Genomic DNA, 15,903 nt, shown 5'->3' with positions numbered 1-15,903 from the left:
ATGAGCAAGATCCTGATCCGTGGTGCGAAGGTGCTGGGCGGCGAGGCGCGGGACGTCCTGATCGACGGCGAGGTCATCGCGGAGATCGGTGTCGGGCTCTCCGACGAGGGCGCCCAGGTCGTCGAGGCCGACGGCAAGGTGCTCCTGCCGGGCCTGGTCGATCTGCACACCCACCTGCGGGAGCCCGGCCGCGAGGACTCCGAGACCGTGCTGACCGGCACGCGCGCGGCGGCCTCCGGCGGCTACACGGCCGTGTTCGCCATGGCCAACACCTTCCCGGTCGCCGACACCGCCGGTGTGGTCGAGCAGGTGTACCGCCTCGGCCAGGAGCACGGGTACTGCGACGTCCAGCCCATCGGGGCCGTCACCGTCGGCCTGGAGGGCAAGAAGCTCGCCGAGCTGGGCGCGATGCACGAGTCGGCCGCCGGGGTCACCGTCTTCTCGGACGACGGCAAGTGCGTCGACGACGCGGTGATGATGCGGCGGGCCCTGGAGTACGTGAAGGCCTTCGGCGGGGTCGTCGCCCAGCACGCGCAGGAGCCGCGGCTGACCGAGGGCGCCCAGATGAACGAGGGTGTCGTCTCCGCCGAGCTCGGCCTCGGCGGCTGGCCCGCGGTGGCCGAAGAATCGATCATCGCCCGGGATGTCCTGCTCGCCGAGCACGTCGGCTCCCGCGTCCACATCTGCCACCTCTCGACCGCCGGGTCCGTGGAGATCGTCCGCTGGGCCAAGTCCCGGGGCATCGACGTCACCGCCGAGGTCACCCCGCACCACCTCCTCCTCACCGACGAGCTGGTGCGCTCCTACAACCCGGTCTACAAGGTCAACCCGCCGCTGCGCACCGAGCGCGACGTGCTGGCCCTGCGTGAGGCGCTCGCCGACGGCACGATCGACATCGTCGCCACCGACCACGCCCCGCACCCGCACGAGGACAAGGACTGCGAGTGGGGCGCGGCCGCCATGGGCATGGTCGGCCTGGAGACCGCGCTGTCGGTGGTCCAGGAGACGATGGTCGAGACCGGTCTGCTCGACTGGGCGGGCGTCGCGGACCGTATGTCCGTCAAGCCGGCCAAGATCGGGCGGGCGGCCGGGCACGGACGTCCCGTCTCGGCAGGTGAGCCCGCCAACCTCACGCTCGTCGACACGGCATACCGTGGGTCGGTGGATCCCGCGGGCTTCGCCTCGCGCAGCCGCAACACCCCGTACGAGGGCCGCGAGCTGCCGGGCCGTGTCACGCACACGTGGCTGCGGGGCAAGGCCACGCTCGTCGACGGGAAGCTCACGTGACACCTGTAATTCTGCTGGCCGCCGAGAAGGAATCGGCCGAGGTCACCGACTGGGCCGCGCGGATCGGCTGGGTCGTCGGACTCGCCCTCTTCGTCGCGCTCGTCTACTGGCTGATGCGCGAGGGCTGGAAGTGGCGCGGCACGCTCCAGAGCGACCTGCCCGCCCTCCTCGGCGCGCCGGACGAGCCCGGTGAGGCGAGACTGGGCATGAGCGGCCGCTACCACGGCTCCACCACCGCCGGGCAGTGGCTCGACCGCATCGTGGCGCACGGCCTGGGCACCCGCAGCAGGGTCGAACTGACGCTGACGGACGCCGGCCTGGACGTCGTACGCCCGGGAGCGACGGACTTCTTCGTCCCCGTCGAGGCCCTGCGCGAGGCCCGGCTCGACAAGGGCATCGCCGGCAAGGTCCTCACCGAGGGCGGGCTGCTGGTCGTCACCTGGGAGCACGGCGGCAAGCTGCTCGACTCCGGCTTCCGCTCCGACCGCGCGGCCGAGCACAACGAGTGGGTCGAGACCCTGAACCAGATGATCAACAAGACGGAAACGGAAGGCGCACGATGACGACCTCCACCAGGGGAGCCGCCAAGACTCCCGCCGTACTCGTCCTGGAGGACGGCCGGATCTTCCGCGGCCGTGCCTACGGGGCCGTGGGGGTGACCTTCGGCGAGGCCGTGTTCTCCACCGGGATGACCGGCTACCAGGAGACCCTCACCGACCCGTCGTACCACCGCCAGGTCGTCGTCATGACCGCCCCGCACGTCGGCAACACCGGCGTCAACGACGAGGACCCCGAGTCCAAGAAGATCTGGGTCTCCGGATACGTCGTCCGCGACCCCGCGCGCGTGCCCTCCAACTGGCGCTCCCGGCGCTCGCTCGACGAAGAGCTCGCCAATCAGGGCGTCGTCGGCATCAGCGGCATCGACACCCGGGCCCTCACCCGCCATCTGCGCGAGCGCGGCGCCATGCGCGTCGGCATCTTCTCCGGCAACGCGCTGCCCGACGACGGCACCATGCTCACCGAGGTCCGCCAGGCCCCCGAGATGAAGGGCGCGAACCTCTCCGCGGAGGTCGCCACCAAGGAGACGTACGTCGTCCCGGCGATCGGCACGAAGAAGTTCACCGTCGCCGCCGTCGACCTCGGCATCAAGGGCATGACCCCGCACCGCATGGCCGAACGCGGCATCGAGGTGCACGTCCTGCCCGCCACGGCGACGGCCGAGGACGTGTACGCCGTGAACCCCGACGGCGTCTTCTTCTCCAACGGTCCGGGCGACCCGGCCACCGCCGACCACCCCGTCTCCGTCATGCGGGCCGTCCTGGAGCGCGGCACCCCGCTCTTCGGCATCTGCTTCGGCAACCAGATCCTGGGCCGCGCCCTCGGCTTCGGCACCTACAAGCTGAAGTACGGCCACCGCGGCATCAACCAGCCGGTGCAGGACCGTACGACCGGCAAGGTCGAGGTCACCGCGCACAACCACGGCTTCGCCGTCGACGCCCCGCTCGACCAGGTCTCCGAGACCCCCTACGGCCGCGCCGAGGTCTCCCACGTGTGCCTCAACGACAACGTGGTGGAGGGGCTCCAGCTCCTCGACCGGCCGGCGTTCAGCGTCCAGTACCACCCCGAAGCGGCAGCGGGCCCGCACGACGCCGCCTACCTGTTCGACCGCTTCGTATCCCTGATGGAGGGCCAGCGTGCCTAAGCGCACCGATATCCAGTCCGTCCTGGTCATCGGCTCCGGCCCGATCGTCATCGGGCAGGCCGCCGAGTTCGACTACTCCGGCACCCAGGCGTGCCGCGTCCTGCGCGCCGAGGGTCTGCGCGTCATCCTCGTCAACTCCAACCCGGCGACGATCATGACCGACCCGGAGATCGCCGACGCCACGTACGTCGAGCCGATCACCCCGGAGTTCGTCGAGAAGATCATCGCCAAGGAGCGCCCGGACACCCTCCTGCCGACCCTCGGCGGCCAGACGGCCCTCAACACGGCCATCTCGCTGCACGAGGCCGGGACGCTGGAGAAGTACGGCGTCGAGCTGATCGGCGCCAACGTCGAGGCCATCAACAAGGGCGAGGACCGCGACCTCTTCAAGGACGTCGTGGAGGCCGTCCGCGCCAAGATCGGGCACGGCGAGTCCGCCCGCTCGGTCATCTGCCACTCCATGGACGACGTGATCAGGGGCGTCGAGACCCTCGGCGGCTACCCCGTCGTCGTCCGCCCCTCCTTCACCATGGGCGGCGCCGGCTCCGGCTTCGCACACGACGAGGAGGAGCTCCGCCGCATCGCCGGCCAGGGCCTCACCCTCTCGCCGACCACCGAGGTGCTCCTGGAGGAGTCCATCCTCGGCTGGAAGGAGTACGAGCTGGAGCTGATGCGCGACAAGAACGACAACGTCGTGGTCGTCTGCTCCATCGAGAACTTCGATCCCATGGGCGTGCACACCGGTGACTCGATCACGGTCGCGCCCGCGATGACCCTCACCGACCGCGAGTACCAGACCCTGCGGGACATCGGCATCGCGGTCATCCGCGAGGTCGGCGTCGACACCGGCGGCTGCAACATCCAGTTCGCTGTGAACCCCGAGGACGGCCGGGTCATCGTCATCGAGATGAACCCGCGTGTGTCGCGGTCGTCGGCGCTCGCCTCCAAGGCGACCGGTTTCCCGATCGCCAAGATCGCCGCCAAGCTGGCCGTCGGCTACACGCTCGACGAGATCCCGAACGACATCACCGAGCAGACCCCGGCCTCCTTCGAGCCGACGCTCGACTACGTGGTCGTGAAGGCCCCGCGTTTCGCCTTCGAGAAGTTCCCCTCCGCCGACTCGTCCCTGACCACGACCATGAAGTCGGTCGGCGAGGCCATGGCGATCGGCCGCAACTTCACCGAGGCGCTGCAGAAGGCGCTGCGGTCGCTGGAGAAGAAGGGCAGCCAGTTCACGTTCGTCGGGGAGCCCGGCGACAAGGCGGAGCTGCTGCGCGAGGCCGTCCGGCCCACCGACGGCCGCATCAACACCGTCATGCAGGCCATCCGCGCGGGCGCCACACCCGAGGAGGTCTTCGAGTCCACGAAGATCGACCCGTGGTTCGTCGACCAGCTCTTCCTGATCAAGGAGATCGCGGACGAGCTGGCCCAGGCCGACAAGCTCGATCCGGATCTTCTGGCGGAGGCCAAGCGGCACGGTTTCTCCGACCAGCAGGTCGCCGAGATCCGCGGGCTGCGCGAGGACGTCGTGCGCGAGGTCCGGCACGCGCTGGGCGTACGCCCGGTCTACAAGACGGTCGACACCTGCGCCGCCGAGTTCGCCGCGAAGACGCCGTACTTCTACTCCTCCTACGACGAGGAGTCGGAGGTCGCCCCGCGCGAGAAGCCGGCCGTGATCATCCTCGGCTCGGGTCCGAACCGCATCGGCCAGGGCATCGAGTTCGACTACTCCTGCGTCCACGCCTCGTTCGCGCTGAGCGACGCGGGATACGAGACCGTGATGGTCAACTGCAACCCGGAGACCGTCTCCACGGACTACGACACCTCCGACCGCCTGTACTTCGAGCCGCTGACCCTCGAGGACGTGCTGGAGATCGTCCACGCCGAGTCACTGGCCGGCCCGATCGCGGGCGTCGTCGTCCAGCTCGGCGGCCAGACCCCGCTGGGCCTGGCGCAGGCGCTCAAGGACAACGGCGTACCGGTCGTGGGCACCCCTCCGGAGGCCATCCACGCCGCCGAGGACCGCGGCGCCTTCGGCCAGGTCCTCGCCGAGGCCGGGCTCCCCGCGCCGAAGCACGGCACCGCGACCACCTTCGCCGGCGCCAAGGCCATCGCCGACGAGATCGGCTACCCCGTCCTCGTCCGCCCGTCGTACGTGCTCGGCGGACGCGGCATGGAGATCGTGTACGACGAGGCCCGCCTGGAGTCGTACATCGCCGAGTCGACCGAGATCAGCCCCTCCCGGCCGGTCCTCGTCGACCGCTTCCTCGACGACGCGATCGAGATCGACGTCGACGCCCTGTACGACGGCCACGAGCTGTACCTCGGCGGCGTGATGGAGCACATCGAGGAAGCCGGCATCCACTCCGGCGACTCGGCGTGCGCCCTGCCCCCGATCACGCTCGGCGGGTTCGACATCAAGCGCCTGCGCGCCTCCACCGAGGCCATCGCCAAGGGCGTCGGGGTGCGCGGTCTGATCAACATCCAGTTCGCGATGGCCGGGGACATCCTCTACGTCCTCGAAGCCAACCCGCGCGCCTCGCGCACCGTCCCCTTCACCTCGAAGGCGACCGCGGTGCCGCTGGCGAAGGCCGCCGCCCGGATCTCGCTGGGCGCGACCATCGCCGAGCTGCGGGCGGAGGGGCTGCTTCCGGCCAACGGCGACGGTGGTGAGCTGCCGCTCGACGCGCCGATCTCCGTCAAGGAGGCCGTCATGCCGTGGTCCCGCTTCCGCGACATCCACGGCCGCGGCGTCGACACCATCCTCGGCCCGGAGATGCGCTCCACCGGCGAGGTCATGGGCATCGACTCGGTCTTCGGCACGGCGTACGCCAAGTCGCAGGCCGGCGCCTACGGGCCGCTGCCCACCAAGGGCCGCGCGTTCATCTCGGTCGCCAACCGTGACAAGCGCTCGATGATCTTCCCGGCGCGTGAACTCGTCGCCCACGGCTTCGAACTGCTCGCCACGTCCGGCACGGCCGAGGTGCTCAAGCGCAACGGCATCAACGCCACCGTCGTCCGCAAGCAGTCCGAGGGCACCGGCCCGGGCGGCGAGAAGACCATCGTCCAGCTCATCCACGACGGCGAGGTCGACCTCATCGTCAACACCCCGTACGGCACCGGCGGCCGCCTCGACGGCTACGACATCCGTACGGCGGCCGTGGCCCGCTCCGTGCCGTGCCTGACGACCGTCCAGGCGCTCGCCGCGGCCGTCCAGGGCATCGACGCGCTCAACCACGGCGACGTGGGCGTGCGCTCACTCCAGGAACACGCCGAACACCTGACCGCGGCCCGCGACTAGCAGCCCTGAGGGGGACACCGGAAACGGTGTCCCCCTCTTCAATGAGACCTCTTCGTGAGGCGCTCCTTCGAGGACACGAACATGTACAAGCTCTTCTTCCGTCTGGTCTTCAAGCGGATGGACCCCGAGGAGGCCCACCACCTGGCCTTCCGCTGGATCCGTCTGGCCGTCCGCGTCCCCGTCCTGCGTACCTTCGTCGCGGCGGCTCTGGCGCCCCGCCACGAGGAACTGCGCACCGAGGCGTTCGGGCTGCGCATGCACGGCCCGTTCGGGCTGGCCGCCGGCTTCGACAAGAACGCGGTCGCGATCGACGGGATGTCGATGCTCGGCTTCGACCACGTCGAGATCGGCACGGTGACGGGCGAGGCCCAGCCGGGCAACCCCAAGAAGCGGCTGTTCCGCCTGGTCGCCGACCGTGCCCTGATCAACCGCATGGGCTTCAACAACGAGGGCTCGCTCGCCGTCGCCGCCCGCCTCGCCTCCCGCAACCCCGTCTTCAGGACCGTCGTGGGCGTGAACATCGGCAAGACCAAGGTCGTCCCGGAGGACGAGGCCGCAGGGGACTACGTGAAGTCCACCGAGCGCCTCGCGCCCTACGCCGACTACCTGGTCGTCAACGTCTCCTCGCCCAACACGCCCGGCCTGCGCAACCTGCAGGCCACTCAGGCGCTGCGGCCCCTGCTCACGGCCGTCCGCGAGGCAGCCGACCGCACGGTCCGCACGCGCCGGGTGCCGCTGCTGGTGAAGATCGCGCCGGACCTCGCCGACGAGGACATCGACGCCGTCGCCGACCTCGCCGTGGAGCTCGGTCTGGACGGGATCATCGCCACGAACACCACCATCGCGCGCGAGGGGCTCGGCCTGAAATCCGAACCCTCGCTGGTGAAGGAGACGGGCGGACTCTCCGGCGCCCCCGTCAAGGCCCGCTCCCTGGCGGTCCTGCGCCGCCTCTACGCGCGCGTGGGCGACCGGATCACCCTGGTGGGCGTCGGCGGCATCGAGAACGCCGAGGACGCCTGGCAGCGCATCCTGGCCGGCGCCACGCTGGTCCAGGGCTACAGCGCCTTCATCTACGAGGGCCCCTTCTGGGCACGCGCCATCCACAAGGGCCTCGCCGCCCGCCTGCGTACGAGCCCGTACGCCACCCTCGCCGACGCCGTCGGCGCCGACGTGAGGAAGACGGTATGACTGAGCCCTTCGGTGCGCGGCTGCGCCGTGCCATGGACGAGCGCGGGCCACTCTGCGTCGGCATCGACCCGCACGCCTCCCTGCTCGCCGACTGGGGCCTGGACGACGACATCGCCGGCCTGGAGCGTTTCAGCCGTACGGTCGTGGAGGCGCTGGCCGACCGGGTGGCCGTCCTCAAGCCGCAGAGCGCGTTCTTCGAGCGCTTCGGGTCGCGGGGCATCGCCGTACTGGAGGCGTCCGTCCAGGAAGCGCGGGCGGCCGGGGCGCTGGTCGTCATGGACGCCAAGCGCGGCGACATCGGCTCCACCATGGCCGCGTACGCCGAGACCTTCCTGCGCGAGGGCGCGCCCCTCTTCTCGGACGCGCTGACGGTGTCGCCGTACCTGGGCTACGGCTCCCTGAGGCCCGCCGTGGACCTGGCGCGCGCGAGCGGGGCCGGGCTCTTCGTGCTGGCGCTCACCTCCAACCCGGAGGGCGGCGAGGTGCAGCACGCGATGCGCGGCGACGGGCGCGATGTCGGCGCGACGATGCTGTCCCATCTCGCGGCCGAGAACGCGGGGGAGGAGCCCCTGGGATCCTTCGGCGCCGTCGTCGGTGCCACGCTGGGTGACCTCTCGTCCTACGACCTGGACATCAACGGACCTCTCCTCGCCCCCGGGATCGGTGCCCAGGGGGCCACCCCGGCCGATCTTCCGGAGGTCTTCGGGGCCGCCGTGCGCAATGTGGTCCCGAACGTCAGTCGGGGTGTTCTTCGTCACGGTCCCGGCGCCGTCGCGCTGCGTGACGCGTCGGAACGCTTCGCGGACGAGATCCGCGCCGCGGCAGCAGTCGCCTGAGACCTCCGATGAGTGCCCGAGGGGCGGTTCCAGGACGGCTTGAGTCTGAATACATTCTCAAATCCGGGGCATTATGCGGCTTATGTCCGACTCCATGGAGGCTGACCAGGACTTTTCCGCTGTTCTCGCTGACTCTGGCGGAGTTGGCCGCTAGTCTCCGAGCAGGGTGAACGGGCAAGCGTGTTGCTCGTGGCTCCCCAGGTGTGGGGCGACTAGGTTCCTCACCGGTCCGTATCCGACAGTTCGACATCCGAGGTGACGTAGGCGTGGCTCTTCCGCCCCTTACCCCTGAACAGCGCGCAGCCGCGCTCGAAAAGGCCGCCGCGGCTCGCCGGGAGCGGGCCGAGGTCAAGAATCGACTCAAGCACTCCGGCGCCTCCCTGCATGAGGTGATCAAGCAGGGCCAGGAGAACGACGTCATCGGCAAGATGAAGGTCTCCGCGCTGCTCGAGTCCCTGCCGGGCGTGGGCAAAGTCCGCGCCAAGCAGATCATGGAGCGACTCGGCATCTCCGAGAGCCGTCGTGTACGCGGCCTCGGTTCCAACCAGATCGCTTCCCTGGAGCGTGAGTTCGGCAGCACCGGTTCCTGATCCCGGCTCCTGACGGGAAGGGAGTCCCGGGCAGTCCGGGATTGCTGGAATAATCGCTGCATGAGTGAACGTCCGCGGCTGACCGTGCTCTCCGGCCCCTCCGGGGTCGGCAAGAGCACGGTCGTCGCCCATATGCGCAAGGCACACCCCGAGGTCTGGCTCTCGGTGTCGGCGACGACCCGCAAGCCGCGCCCTGGTGAGCGGCAGGGAGTCCACTACTTCTTCGTCACCGACGAGGAGATGGACAAGCTGATCGCCAACGGCGAGCTGCTGGAGTGGGCCGAGTTCGCCGGCAACCGCTACGGCACTCCCCGGGCCGCCGTGCTCGAACGCCTGGAGCGGGGCGAGCCGGTCCTGCTGGAGATCGACCTCCAGGGTGCTCGGCAGGTCCGTGAGACCATGCCGGACGCCCAGCTGGTGTTCCTGGCTCCTCCCTCCTGGGAGGAACTGGTGCGCAGGCTCACCGGGCGGGGCACCGAACCGCCCGAGGTGATCGAACGCCGCCTCGAGGCGGCCAAGATCGAGCTGGCGGCAGAGCCGGAGTTCGACGTGACCTTGGTCAACACCTCCGTCGAGGACGTGGCCCGCGAGCTGCTAGCCTTGATGGATGTTGTGTGATCACGGGCTCTGTCCGTTTTCTGTGATCACGACCGATCTTTTCCCATCCATCGGAAGGTAGAGCGTGTCCTCTTCCATCTCCGCGCCCGAGGGCATCATCAACCCGCCGATCGACGAGCTCCTCGAGGCCACCGACTCGAAGTACAGCCTCGTGATCTACGCGGCCAAGCGTGCCCGCCAGATCAACGCGTACTACTCGCAGCTCGGCGAAGGTCTCCTCGAGTACGTCGGTCCCCTCGTCGACACCCACGTCCACGAGAAGCCGCTCTCGATCGCCCTGCGCGAGATCAACGCGGGTCTGCTGACCTCCGAGGCCGTCGAGGGCCCCGCGTAAGTCTTATCTGCAGATCGCGGTAGGTTTTTCCACAGGCCCGGCAGTGCTCCTGCCGGGCCTGTGGTGTGTCATGGAGTTGGTCGTACGTTTCCGAGTGTGGGGAGGCTCCGGTGGGCAAGCCGAAGGTCGTTCTGGGGGTCAGCGGTGGGATCGCCGCCTACAAGGCGTGCGAGCTGCTGCGCCGGCTGACCGAGTCCGGGCATGACGTACGGGTCGTACCCACCGACTCCGCGTTGCACTTCGTCGGCGCCGCCACCTGGTCCGCGCTCTCCGGCAACCCGGTCTCCACCGAGGTCTGGGAGAGCGTCCACGAGGTGCCGCACGTCCGCATCGGACAGGAGGCCGACCTGGTGGTCGTCGCCCCGGCTACCGCCGACATGCTGGCGAAGGCCGCCCACGGCCTGGCCGACGACCTCCTCACGAACACCCTCCTCACCGCGCGCTGCCCGGTCGTCTTCGCCCCCGCCATGCACACCGAGATGTGGGAGCACCCGGCGACCCAGGAGAACGTGGCGACGCTGCGCCGCCGGGGCGCCCTCGTCATCGACCCCGCCGTGGGCCGGCTGACCGGCGTCGACACCGGCAAGGGCCGGCTGCCGGACCCCGGGGAGATCTTCGAGACCTGTCGCCGGGTGCTGGCTCGTGGCGTCACCGAGCCGGACCTCGTCGGCCGGCATGTCGTCGTGACCGCCGGCGGCACCCGTGAGCCCCTCGACCCGGTCCGCTTCCTCGGCAACCGCTCCTCCGGCAAGCAGGGCTACGCACTGGCCCGTACGGCCGCCGCGCGGGGCGCCCGGGTCACGCTGATCGAGGCCAACACCGGGCTGCCGGACCCCGCGGGCGTGGACGTCGTCCGGATCGGCACGGCGGTCCAGCTGCGTGAGGCGGTGCTGAAGGCGGCGCCGGACGCGGACGTCGTGGTGATGGCGGCCGCGGTGGCCGACTTCCGCCCCGGGACGTACGTCACCGGCAAGATCAAGAAGAAGGACGGTCAGGAGCCCGAGCCCATCGTCCTGGTACGTAATCCGGACATCCTCGCGGAGATCTCGGCGGACCGCCCCCGCCCCGGACAGGTGGTCGTCGGCTTCGCCGCGGAGACCGACGACGTCCTCGCCAACGGCCGCGCCAAGCTGACACGCAAGGGGTGCGATCTGCTGGTGGTGAACGAGGTCGGGGAGCGCAAGACCTTCGGTTCCGAGGAGAACGAGGCCGTGGTGCTGGGCGCCGACGGGAGTGAGACACCGGTGCCGTACGGCCCGAAGGAAGCCCTGGCCGAAACGGTGTGGGACCTGGTCCTGAGCCGACTCGACTGACGCTGCCATTCGCGTCACGTCTGCCCCGAACCTCGCACATTGGGGTGTGGCGACCCTGGCGGACAGCTACGGCCTTTGGGCAGAATGCACGTGCCGCAGGTCACAGAGCTCCCGAGAGGCGAGACAGGTGGGCCGGTGGCCGAGCCCGACCGATAAACTGTTCTCGGACGACGCCGGGCGCAGCCCCCGAGCCCGTCCGCCAATGATCAGCCAGCAGCCGCTGCAACCCCAGGGAGCGTTGTGTCCCGTCGTCTGTTCACCTCGGAGTCAGTGACCGAGGGTCACCCCGACAAGATCGCTGACCAGATCAGCGATGCCATTCTCGATGCGCTCCTGCGCGAGGACCCCACGTCCCGCGTCGCAGTGGAGACGCTCATCACGACCGGCCTCGTGCACGTGGCCGGAGAGGTCACGACCAAGGCGTACGCGCCGATCGCCCAGCTGGTGCGCGACACCATCCTGGACATCGGCTACGACTCGTCGAAGAAGGGCTTCGACGGCGCCTCCTGCGGTGTGTCGGTGTCGATCGGTGCGCAGTCCCCCGACATCGCGCAGGGTGTGGACACGGCCTACGAGAACCGGGTCGAAGGTGACGAGGACGAGCTGGACCGCCAGGGCGCGGGCGACCAGGGCCTGATGTTCGGTTACGCGTCGGACGAGACACCGACGCTGATGCCGCTGCCGATCTTCCTGGCGCACCGGCTGTCGAAGCGCCTCTCCGAGGTCCGCAAGAACGGCACGATCCCCTACCTCCGTCCCGACGGAAAGACCCAGGTCACCATCGAGTACGACGGCGACAAGGCGGTCCGTCTGGACACGGTCGTCGTCTCCTCGCAGCACGCGAGCGACATCGACCTGGAGTCCCTCCTCGCCCCCGACATCCGCGAGTTCGTGGTGGAGCCGGAGCTGAAGGCCCTGCTGGACGACGGCATCAAGCTGGACACCGAGGGCTACCGCCTGCTGGTCAACCCGACCGGACGCTTCGAGATCGGCGGCCCGATGGGCGACGCCGGCCTGACCGGCCGCAAGATCATCATCGACACCTACGGCGGCATGGCCCGCCACGGCGGCGGCGCCTTCTCCGGCAAGGACCCCTCCAAGGTCGACCGCTCCGCCGCCTACGCGATGCGCTGGGTCGCCAAGAACGTCGTCGCGGCCGGCCTCGCCTCGCGCTGCGAGGTCCAGGTGGCGTACGCGATCGGCAAGGCCGAGCCGGTCGGTCTCTTCGTCGAGACCTTCGGTACGGCCAAGGTCGACACCGACCGGATCGAGAAGGCCATCGACGAGGTCTTCGACCTCCGCCCGGCCGCCATCATCCGCGACCTCGACCTGCTCCGTCCGATCTACGGCCAGACCGCCGCGTACGGTCACTTCGGCCGCGAGCTCCCCGAGTTCACCTGGGAGCGCACGGACCGGGTCGAGGCGCTGCGCAAGGCCGCGGGGCTGTAAGGCCCACGGCACTTCGGTTCTCCGGCGAGGCCCGGTGTCCCTTTCGGGGGCGCCGGGCCTCGCCGCGTTCATCGGCTCTCCGGCTGTCGGACGGCCGACTGCCCACGAGGTGCCCGCGGAGTCCGCTGCGATCTCGGGCGGCGTCGGTTGTCAGCGGGGTTTGGTAAGAATGCAAGCGTGAGCAGCGAGGACGGGACGAGGGGCGGCGGCGCGCCGGGTGACGCGGAGCCGGAGCAGCTCGCGCTCGTCCGGGAGGCCGTGCGGAAGGCCAAGGTGCCGCGGGCCAAGCCGCGGACCTGGCGGGGGGCGGCGCTGGCGAAGGAGCTGCCGGTCGCTCGGGTGCTGGTCGACAAGGGTGTGCTGCATCTCGACCGGTACTTCGACTACGCGGTGCCGGAGGAGCTGGACGCCGTCGCCCAGCCCGGGGTGCGGGTGCGGGTGCGGTTCGGGGCCGGGGGGCGGAATGTCAGGAACGGGCGGCGAGAGGGCGGCTCACTGATCGACGGGTTTCTCGTCGAGCGGGTCGCGGAGTCGGACTACGCGGGACCGTTGGCCGCGCTCGCGCAGGTGGTGTCGCCGGAGCCGGTGCTGGGCCCCGAGCTGTTGGGGCTGGCGCGGGCCGTGGCGGACCGGTATGCGGGGAGCCTCGCGGACGTGCTGCAGCTGGCCGTTCCACCTCGGCACGGCCGGGCGGAGGCCGTGGAGATGGGCGGACCGCCGCCCCCGCCCGCCGCACCCGAGCCCGGGACGTGGCTGCGGTACGGGCGCGGTGAGGGGTTCTTGCGGGCGCTGGCCGGCGGGGGCGCGCCCCGGGCCGTGTGGACCGCGTTGCCGGGGCCGGAATGGGCCGAGGAGATCGCGCGGGCCGTGCGGGCGACGCTGGCGTCGGGGCGGGGGGCGCTCGTCGTCGTACCGGCGGGGCGGCCCGCCACCCGGGTCGACGAGGCGCTCAGGGAGTCGCTGGGGGAGGGGCGGCATGCGCTGCTGACCGCCGACGCCGGTCCGGAGCGGCGCTACCGCGAATGGCTGGCCGTGCGGCGGGGGGCCGTGCGGGCCGTGGTCGGTACACGGGCGGCCATGTTCGCGCCGGTGCGGGATCTGGGGTTGGTCGTCGTCTGGGACGACGGCGACGCCAGTCACAGCGATGACAACGCTCCCTTCCCGCATGTGCGGGAGGTGCTGGAGCTGCGGGCCTCCCGGGACAAATGCGCTTTCCTGCTGGGAAGTTGGAGTTGTACGGTCGAGGCCGCCCAGCTCGTCGAGAGCGGATGGGCCGCGCCGATCGTGGCCGGCCGGGAGCAGGTGCGGGCCACCGCGCCGCTGGTGCGGACCGTGGGGGACGGGGACCTCGCGCGGGACGAGGCGGCGCGGGCGGCGCGGTTGCCGAGTCTCGCCTGGCAGGTCGCGAGGGAAGGTCTCCGGGACGGCCCTGTGCTCGTGCAGGTGCCTCGGCGGGGGTACGTGCCGCGGATGGCCTGTGCGCGGTGCCGGGAGCCCGCGCGGTGCCGCCACTGCGCGGGGCCGTTGGAGGCCCGGGACGGCGCCGGGGCCCTGCTGTGCGGGTGGTGCGGGCGGGAGGAGGCCGGCTGGCACTGCCCCGAGTGCGGGGGCTACCGGCTGCGGGCGCAGGTCGTGGGAGCGCGGCGGACCGCCGAGGAGCTGGGGCGGGCCTTTCCCGCCGTGCCGGTGCGGACCTCCGGGCGGGAACATGTGCTGGACACGGTGCCGGGGACGCCCGCGCTGGTGGTGAGCACGCCCGGGGCCGAGCCGGTCGCCGAGGGCGGGTATGCGGCCGCCCTGCTGCTCGACGGATGGGCCATGCTCGGACGGCCCGATCTGCGGGCCGGGGAGGACGCCCTGCGGCGGTGGATCGGTGCTGCCGCGCTCGTACGGGACCAAGGGGCCGGTGGCACGGTCGTCGTGGTGGCCGAGCCGACCCTGCGGCCCGTGCAGGCGCTCGTGCGCTGGGATCCCGTGGGACACGCGGTGCGGGAACTCGCCGAGCGGGCCGAGCTGGGGTTTCCGCCGGTGTCGCGGATGGCCGCCGTGTCCGGGACGGCCCAGGCCGTGGTCGATTTTCTGGGTGCGGTGGAACTGCCGCCGGACGCGGAGGTGTTGGGGCCGGTGCCCATGGCCGGTCCGCCGGTCTCAGGGGCCGGTGCCGGGGCTGCCGCGGAGGCCGGGGGGGCGCGGAGGCCGGGTGCGCCCCCCAGGGGGGAGCAAGGGGAGCGGGCGTTGATCCGGGTGCCGCCGGGGAGTGGGGCGGCGTTGGCCGCTGCGTTGAAGAGCGCGCAGGCGGCGCGTATGGCGCGTGGGGTCAGCGAGGGGGCGCGGGTGCGGATTCGGGTGGATCCGTTGGACATCGGGTGAGTGGCCCCGGCTGCGGGCGGGGTGGCGGCCGGGAGCCCCGGCGACATGCGACTGCCTCCCGGTCGGACACCGGGAGGCAGACAGGTCAGCCGTTGCGCGGGCCGGGGAAGGCCGTGGGTCTCACGTCGTCGCGGAGGGTGGGGCTGCCCGCTGTCGGCTGGGTCGGCATTTGCGCGGGCACCGGGGCCGGAACCGGGGCCGGAACCGGGGCCGGAACCGGGGCCGGAATCGGGGCGGGCATCGGGGCGGGCATCGAGCGGGCCGCAGGGACCGTGGGGATGCCGGAGCCGACGTTGACGGTGCGGCTGCTCTGGGGGTCACCCGTGCGTTCGGCATCCGCGGCGGCCTGGGCGGCGGCGCGGCGGGCACCGTAACGGCGGTGTACGGCCTGTTTGGTGACCCCGAGGGCCGAGCCCACCGCGTCCCACGAGAAGCCGAGTGAGCGGTCGAAGTCGACGGCGGCCGTGACCAGGGTCTCGACACTGTCCCGCAACTCCTGGGCGAGGCGGACGGTCGGGGCGGGGGCGCGTCCGTAGACGACGAAGCCCGTGGAGGGGCCGGAGCGGCGCGGGCGGTAGACGTTGCCCAGTTGGGCGGTGAGGGTGCGCAGTGCGTCCACCTGCCGGCGGACCCGCTCGATGTCCCGCACCAGCAAGTGCAGGCTGGCCCGAGCCTGGGCGTCGTGGGTTGCGTGGTCGGCCATGAACAAGCCTCTCGAACCGGCGTTGAAAAGGGGAGGTGCCGCGATTGCGGCCCGTAGTGGTCAACTCTTTCTTGACCAACGCGAATTCGCTCCGCTGGTAACGGGGTGGGGGCGCGGGGGCATATGCGTGGGGCGCGTGGGTGGGGGTGCGCCCCTGCTGCCACTGGGCTCTGACCGGGTCTTCCACCCGCGCACCGCCCGTTACTCCCTCT

The 15,903-nt window shown here is 71.0% G+C and carries 13 protein-coding genes; 12 read left to right on the top strand and 1 reads right to left on the bottom strand.

Translation table 11 applies throughout. The features are described 5' to 3' along the window. The 12 genes from OG202_RS09670 to OG202_RS09615 all read left to right on the top strand — a co-directional run bounded on the left by OG202_RS09670 (window position 1) and on the right by OG202_RS09615 (window position 14,988). Window positions 1-1,287, top strand: coding sequence for a dihydroorotase (locus tag OG202_RS09670; protein WP_326584119.1), 1,287 nt, complete (start codon window positions 1-3; stop codon window positions 1,285-1,287). Then, window positions 1,284-1,850: a PH-like domain-containing protein gene (locus OG202_RS09665; protein WP_326584120.1), complete on the top strand. Its 567-nt coding sequence runs from the start codon at window positions 1,284-1,286 to the stop codon at window positions 1,848-1,850. Before OG202_RS09670 ends, OG202_RS09665 begins: the two co-directional genes overlap by 4 nt. Beyond that, the gene (gene carA / locus OG202_RS09660) at window positions 1,847-2,989 is read left to right on the top strand and encodes a glutamine-hydrolyzing carbamoyl-phosphate synthase small subunit (RefSeq protein WP_328222607.1); all 1,143 of its coding nucleotides are present in this window, start codon (window positions 1,847-1,849) and stop codon (window positions 2,987-2,989) included. Before OG202_RS09665 ends, carA begins: the two co-directional genes overlap by 4 nt. Beyond that, window positions 2,982-6,290, top strand: coding sequence for a carbamoyl-phosphate synthase large subunit (carB, locus tag OG202_RS09655; protein WP_326584122.1), 3,309 nt, complete (start codon window positions 2,982-2,984; stop codon window positions 6,288-6,290). Before carA ends, carB begins: the two co-directional genes overlap by 8 nt. Before the next feature lie 81 nt (window positions 6,291-6,371). Further along, window positions 6,372-7,478 carry a quinone-dependent dihydroorotate dehydrogenase gene (locus tag OG202_RS09650; protein WP_327732305.1) on the top strand — a complete coding sequence of 369 codons (1,107 nt, stop codon included), beginning with the start codon at window positions 6,372-6,374 and terminating at the stop codon, window positions 7,476-7,478. Further along, on the top strand, window positions 7,475-8,314 hold the full coding sequence (pyrF, locus tag OG202_RS09645; protein ID WP_327730588.1) for an orotidine-5'-phosphate decarboxylase: 840 nt from the start codon (window positions 7,475-7,477) through the stop codon (window positions 8,312-8,314). Before OG202_RS09650 ends, pyrF begins: the two co-directional genes overlap by 4 nt. A 266-nt stretch (window positions 8,315-8,580) precedes the next feature. Then, complete coding sequence (locus OG202_RS09640) at window positions 8,581-8,904, top strand: integration host factor (RefSeq protein WP_003977346.1); 324 nt, start codon at window positions 8,581-8,583, stop codon at window positions 8,902-8,904. 60 nt (window positions 8,905-8,964) lie between these two features. Further along, complete coding sequence (gmk, locus tag OG202_RS09635; RefSeq protein WP_326584125.1) at window positions 8,965-9,522, top strand: guanylate kinase; 558 nt, start codon at window positions 8,965-8,967, stop codon at window positions 9,520-9,522. 64 nt (window positions 9,523-9,586) lie between these two features. Next, complete coding sequence (gene rpoZ, locus OG202_RS09630; RefSeq protein WP_005485492.1) at window positions 9,587-9,856, top strand: DNA-directed RNA polymerase subunit omega; 270 nt, start codon at window positions 9,587-9,589, stop codon at window positions 9,854-9,856. Between the two features lie 110 nt (window positions 9,857-9,966). Then, on the top strand, window positions 9,967-11,169 hold the full coding sequence (gene coaBC / locus OG202_RS09625) for a bifunctional phosphopantothenoylcysteine decarboxylase/phosphopantothenate--cysteine ligase CoaBC (protein WP_327730589.1): 1,203 nt from the start codon (window positions 9,967-9,969) through the stop codon (window positions 11,167-11,169). Between the two features lie 240 nt (window positions 11,170-11,409). Continuing rightward, window positions 11,410-12,618: a methionine adenosyltransferase gene (gene metK / locus OG202_RS09620; protein ID WP_326584127.1), complete on the top strand. Its 1,209-nt coding sequence runs from the start codon at window positions 11,410-11,412 to the stop codon at window positions 12,616-12,618. 177 nt (window positions 12,619-12,795) lie between these two features. Continuing rightward, window positions 12,796-14,988: a primosomal protein N' gene (locus tag OG202_RS09615; RefSeq protein WP_327730590.1), complete on the top strand. Its 2,193-nt coding sequence runs from the start codon at window positions 12,796-12,798 to the stop codon at window positions 14,986-14,988. Window positions 14,989-15,073: 85 nt separating this feature from the next. On the opposite strand, the gene OG202_RS09610 is transcribed toward OG202_RS09615, so the two are convergent. Next, window positions 15,074-15,691, bottom strand: coding sequence for a hypothetical protein (locus tag OG202_RS09610; RefSeq protein WP_328222605.1), 618 nt, complete (start codon window positions 15,689-15,691; stop codon window positions 15,074-15,076). Window positions 15,692-15,903: the final 212 nt, after the last annotated feature.

This window comes from Streptomyces sp. NBC_00310 (assembly GCF_036208085.1).
Taxonomy (GTDB): Bacteria; Actinomycetota; Actinomycetes; order Streptomycetales; family Streptomycetaceae; genus Streptomyces.
This window is presented reverse-complemented; position numbering and strand designations above follow the sequence as displayed.

Bases quoted from the DNA above. Each gene is read 5' to 3' on its own strand.
- OG202_RS09670 (WP_326584119.1), top strand. From the start codon at position 1: ATGAGCAAGATCCTGATCCGTGGTGCGAAGGTGCTGGGCGGCGAGGCG.
- carA (WP_328222607.1), top strand. From the start codon at position 1,847: ATGACGACCTCCACCAGGGGAGCCGCCAAGACTCCCGCCGTACTCGTC.
- OG202_RS09650 (WP_327732305.1), top strand. From the start codon at position 6,372: ATGTACAAGCTCTTCTTCCGTCTGGTCTTCAAGCGGATGGACCCCGAG.
- pyrF (WP_327730588.1), top strand. From the start codon at position 7,475: ATGACTGAGCCCTTCGGTGCGCGGCTGCGCCGTGCCATGGACGAGCGC.
- gmk (WP_326584125.1), top strand. From the start codon at position 8,965: ATGAGTGAACGTCCGCGGCTGACCGTGCTCTCCGGCCCCTCCGGGGTC.
- OG202_RS09610 (WP_328222605.1), bottom strand. From the start codon at position 15,691: ATGGCCGACCACGCAACCCACGACGCCCAGGCTCGGGCCAGCCTGCAC.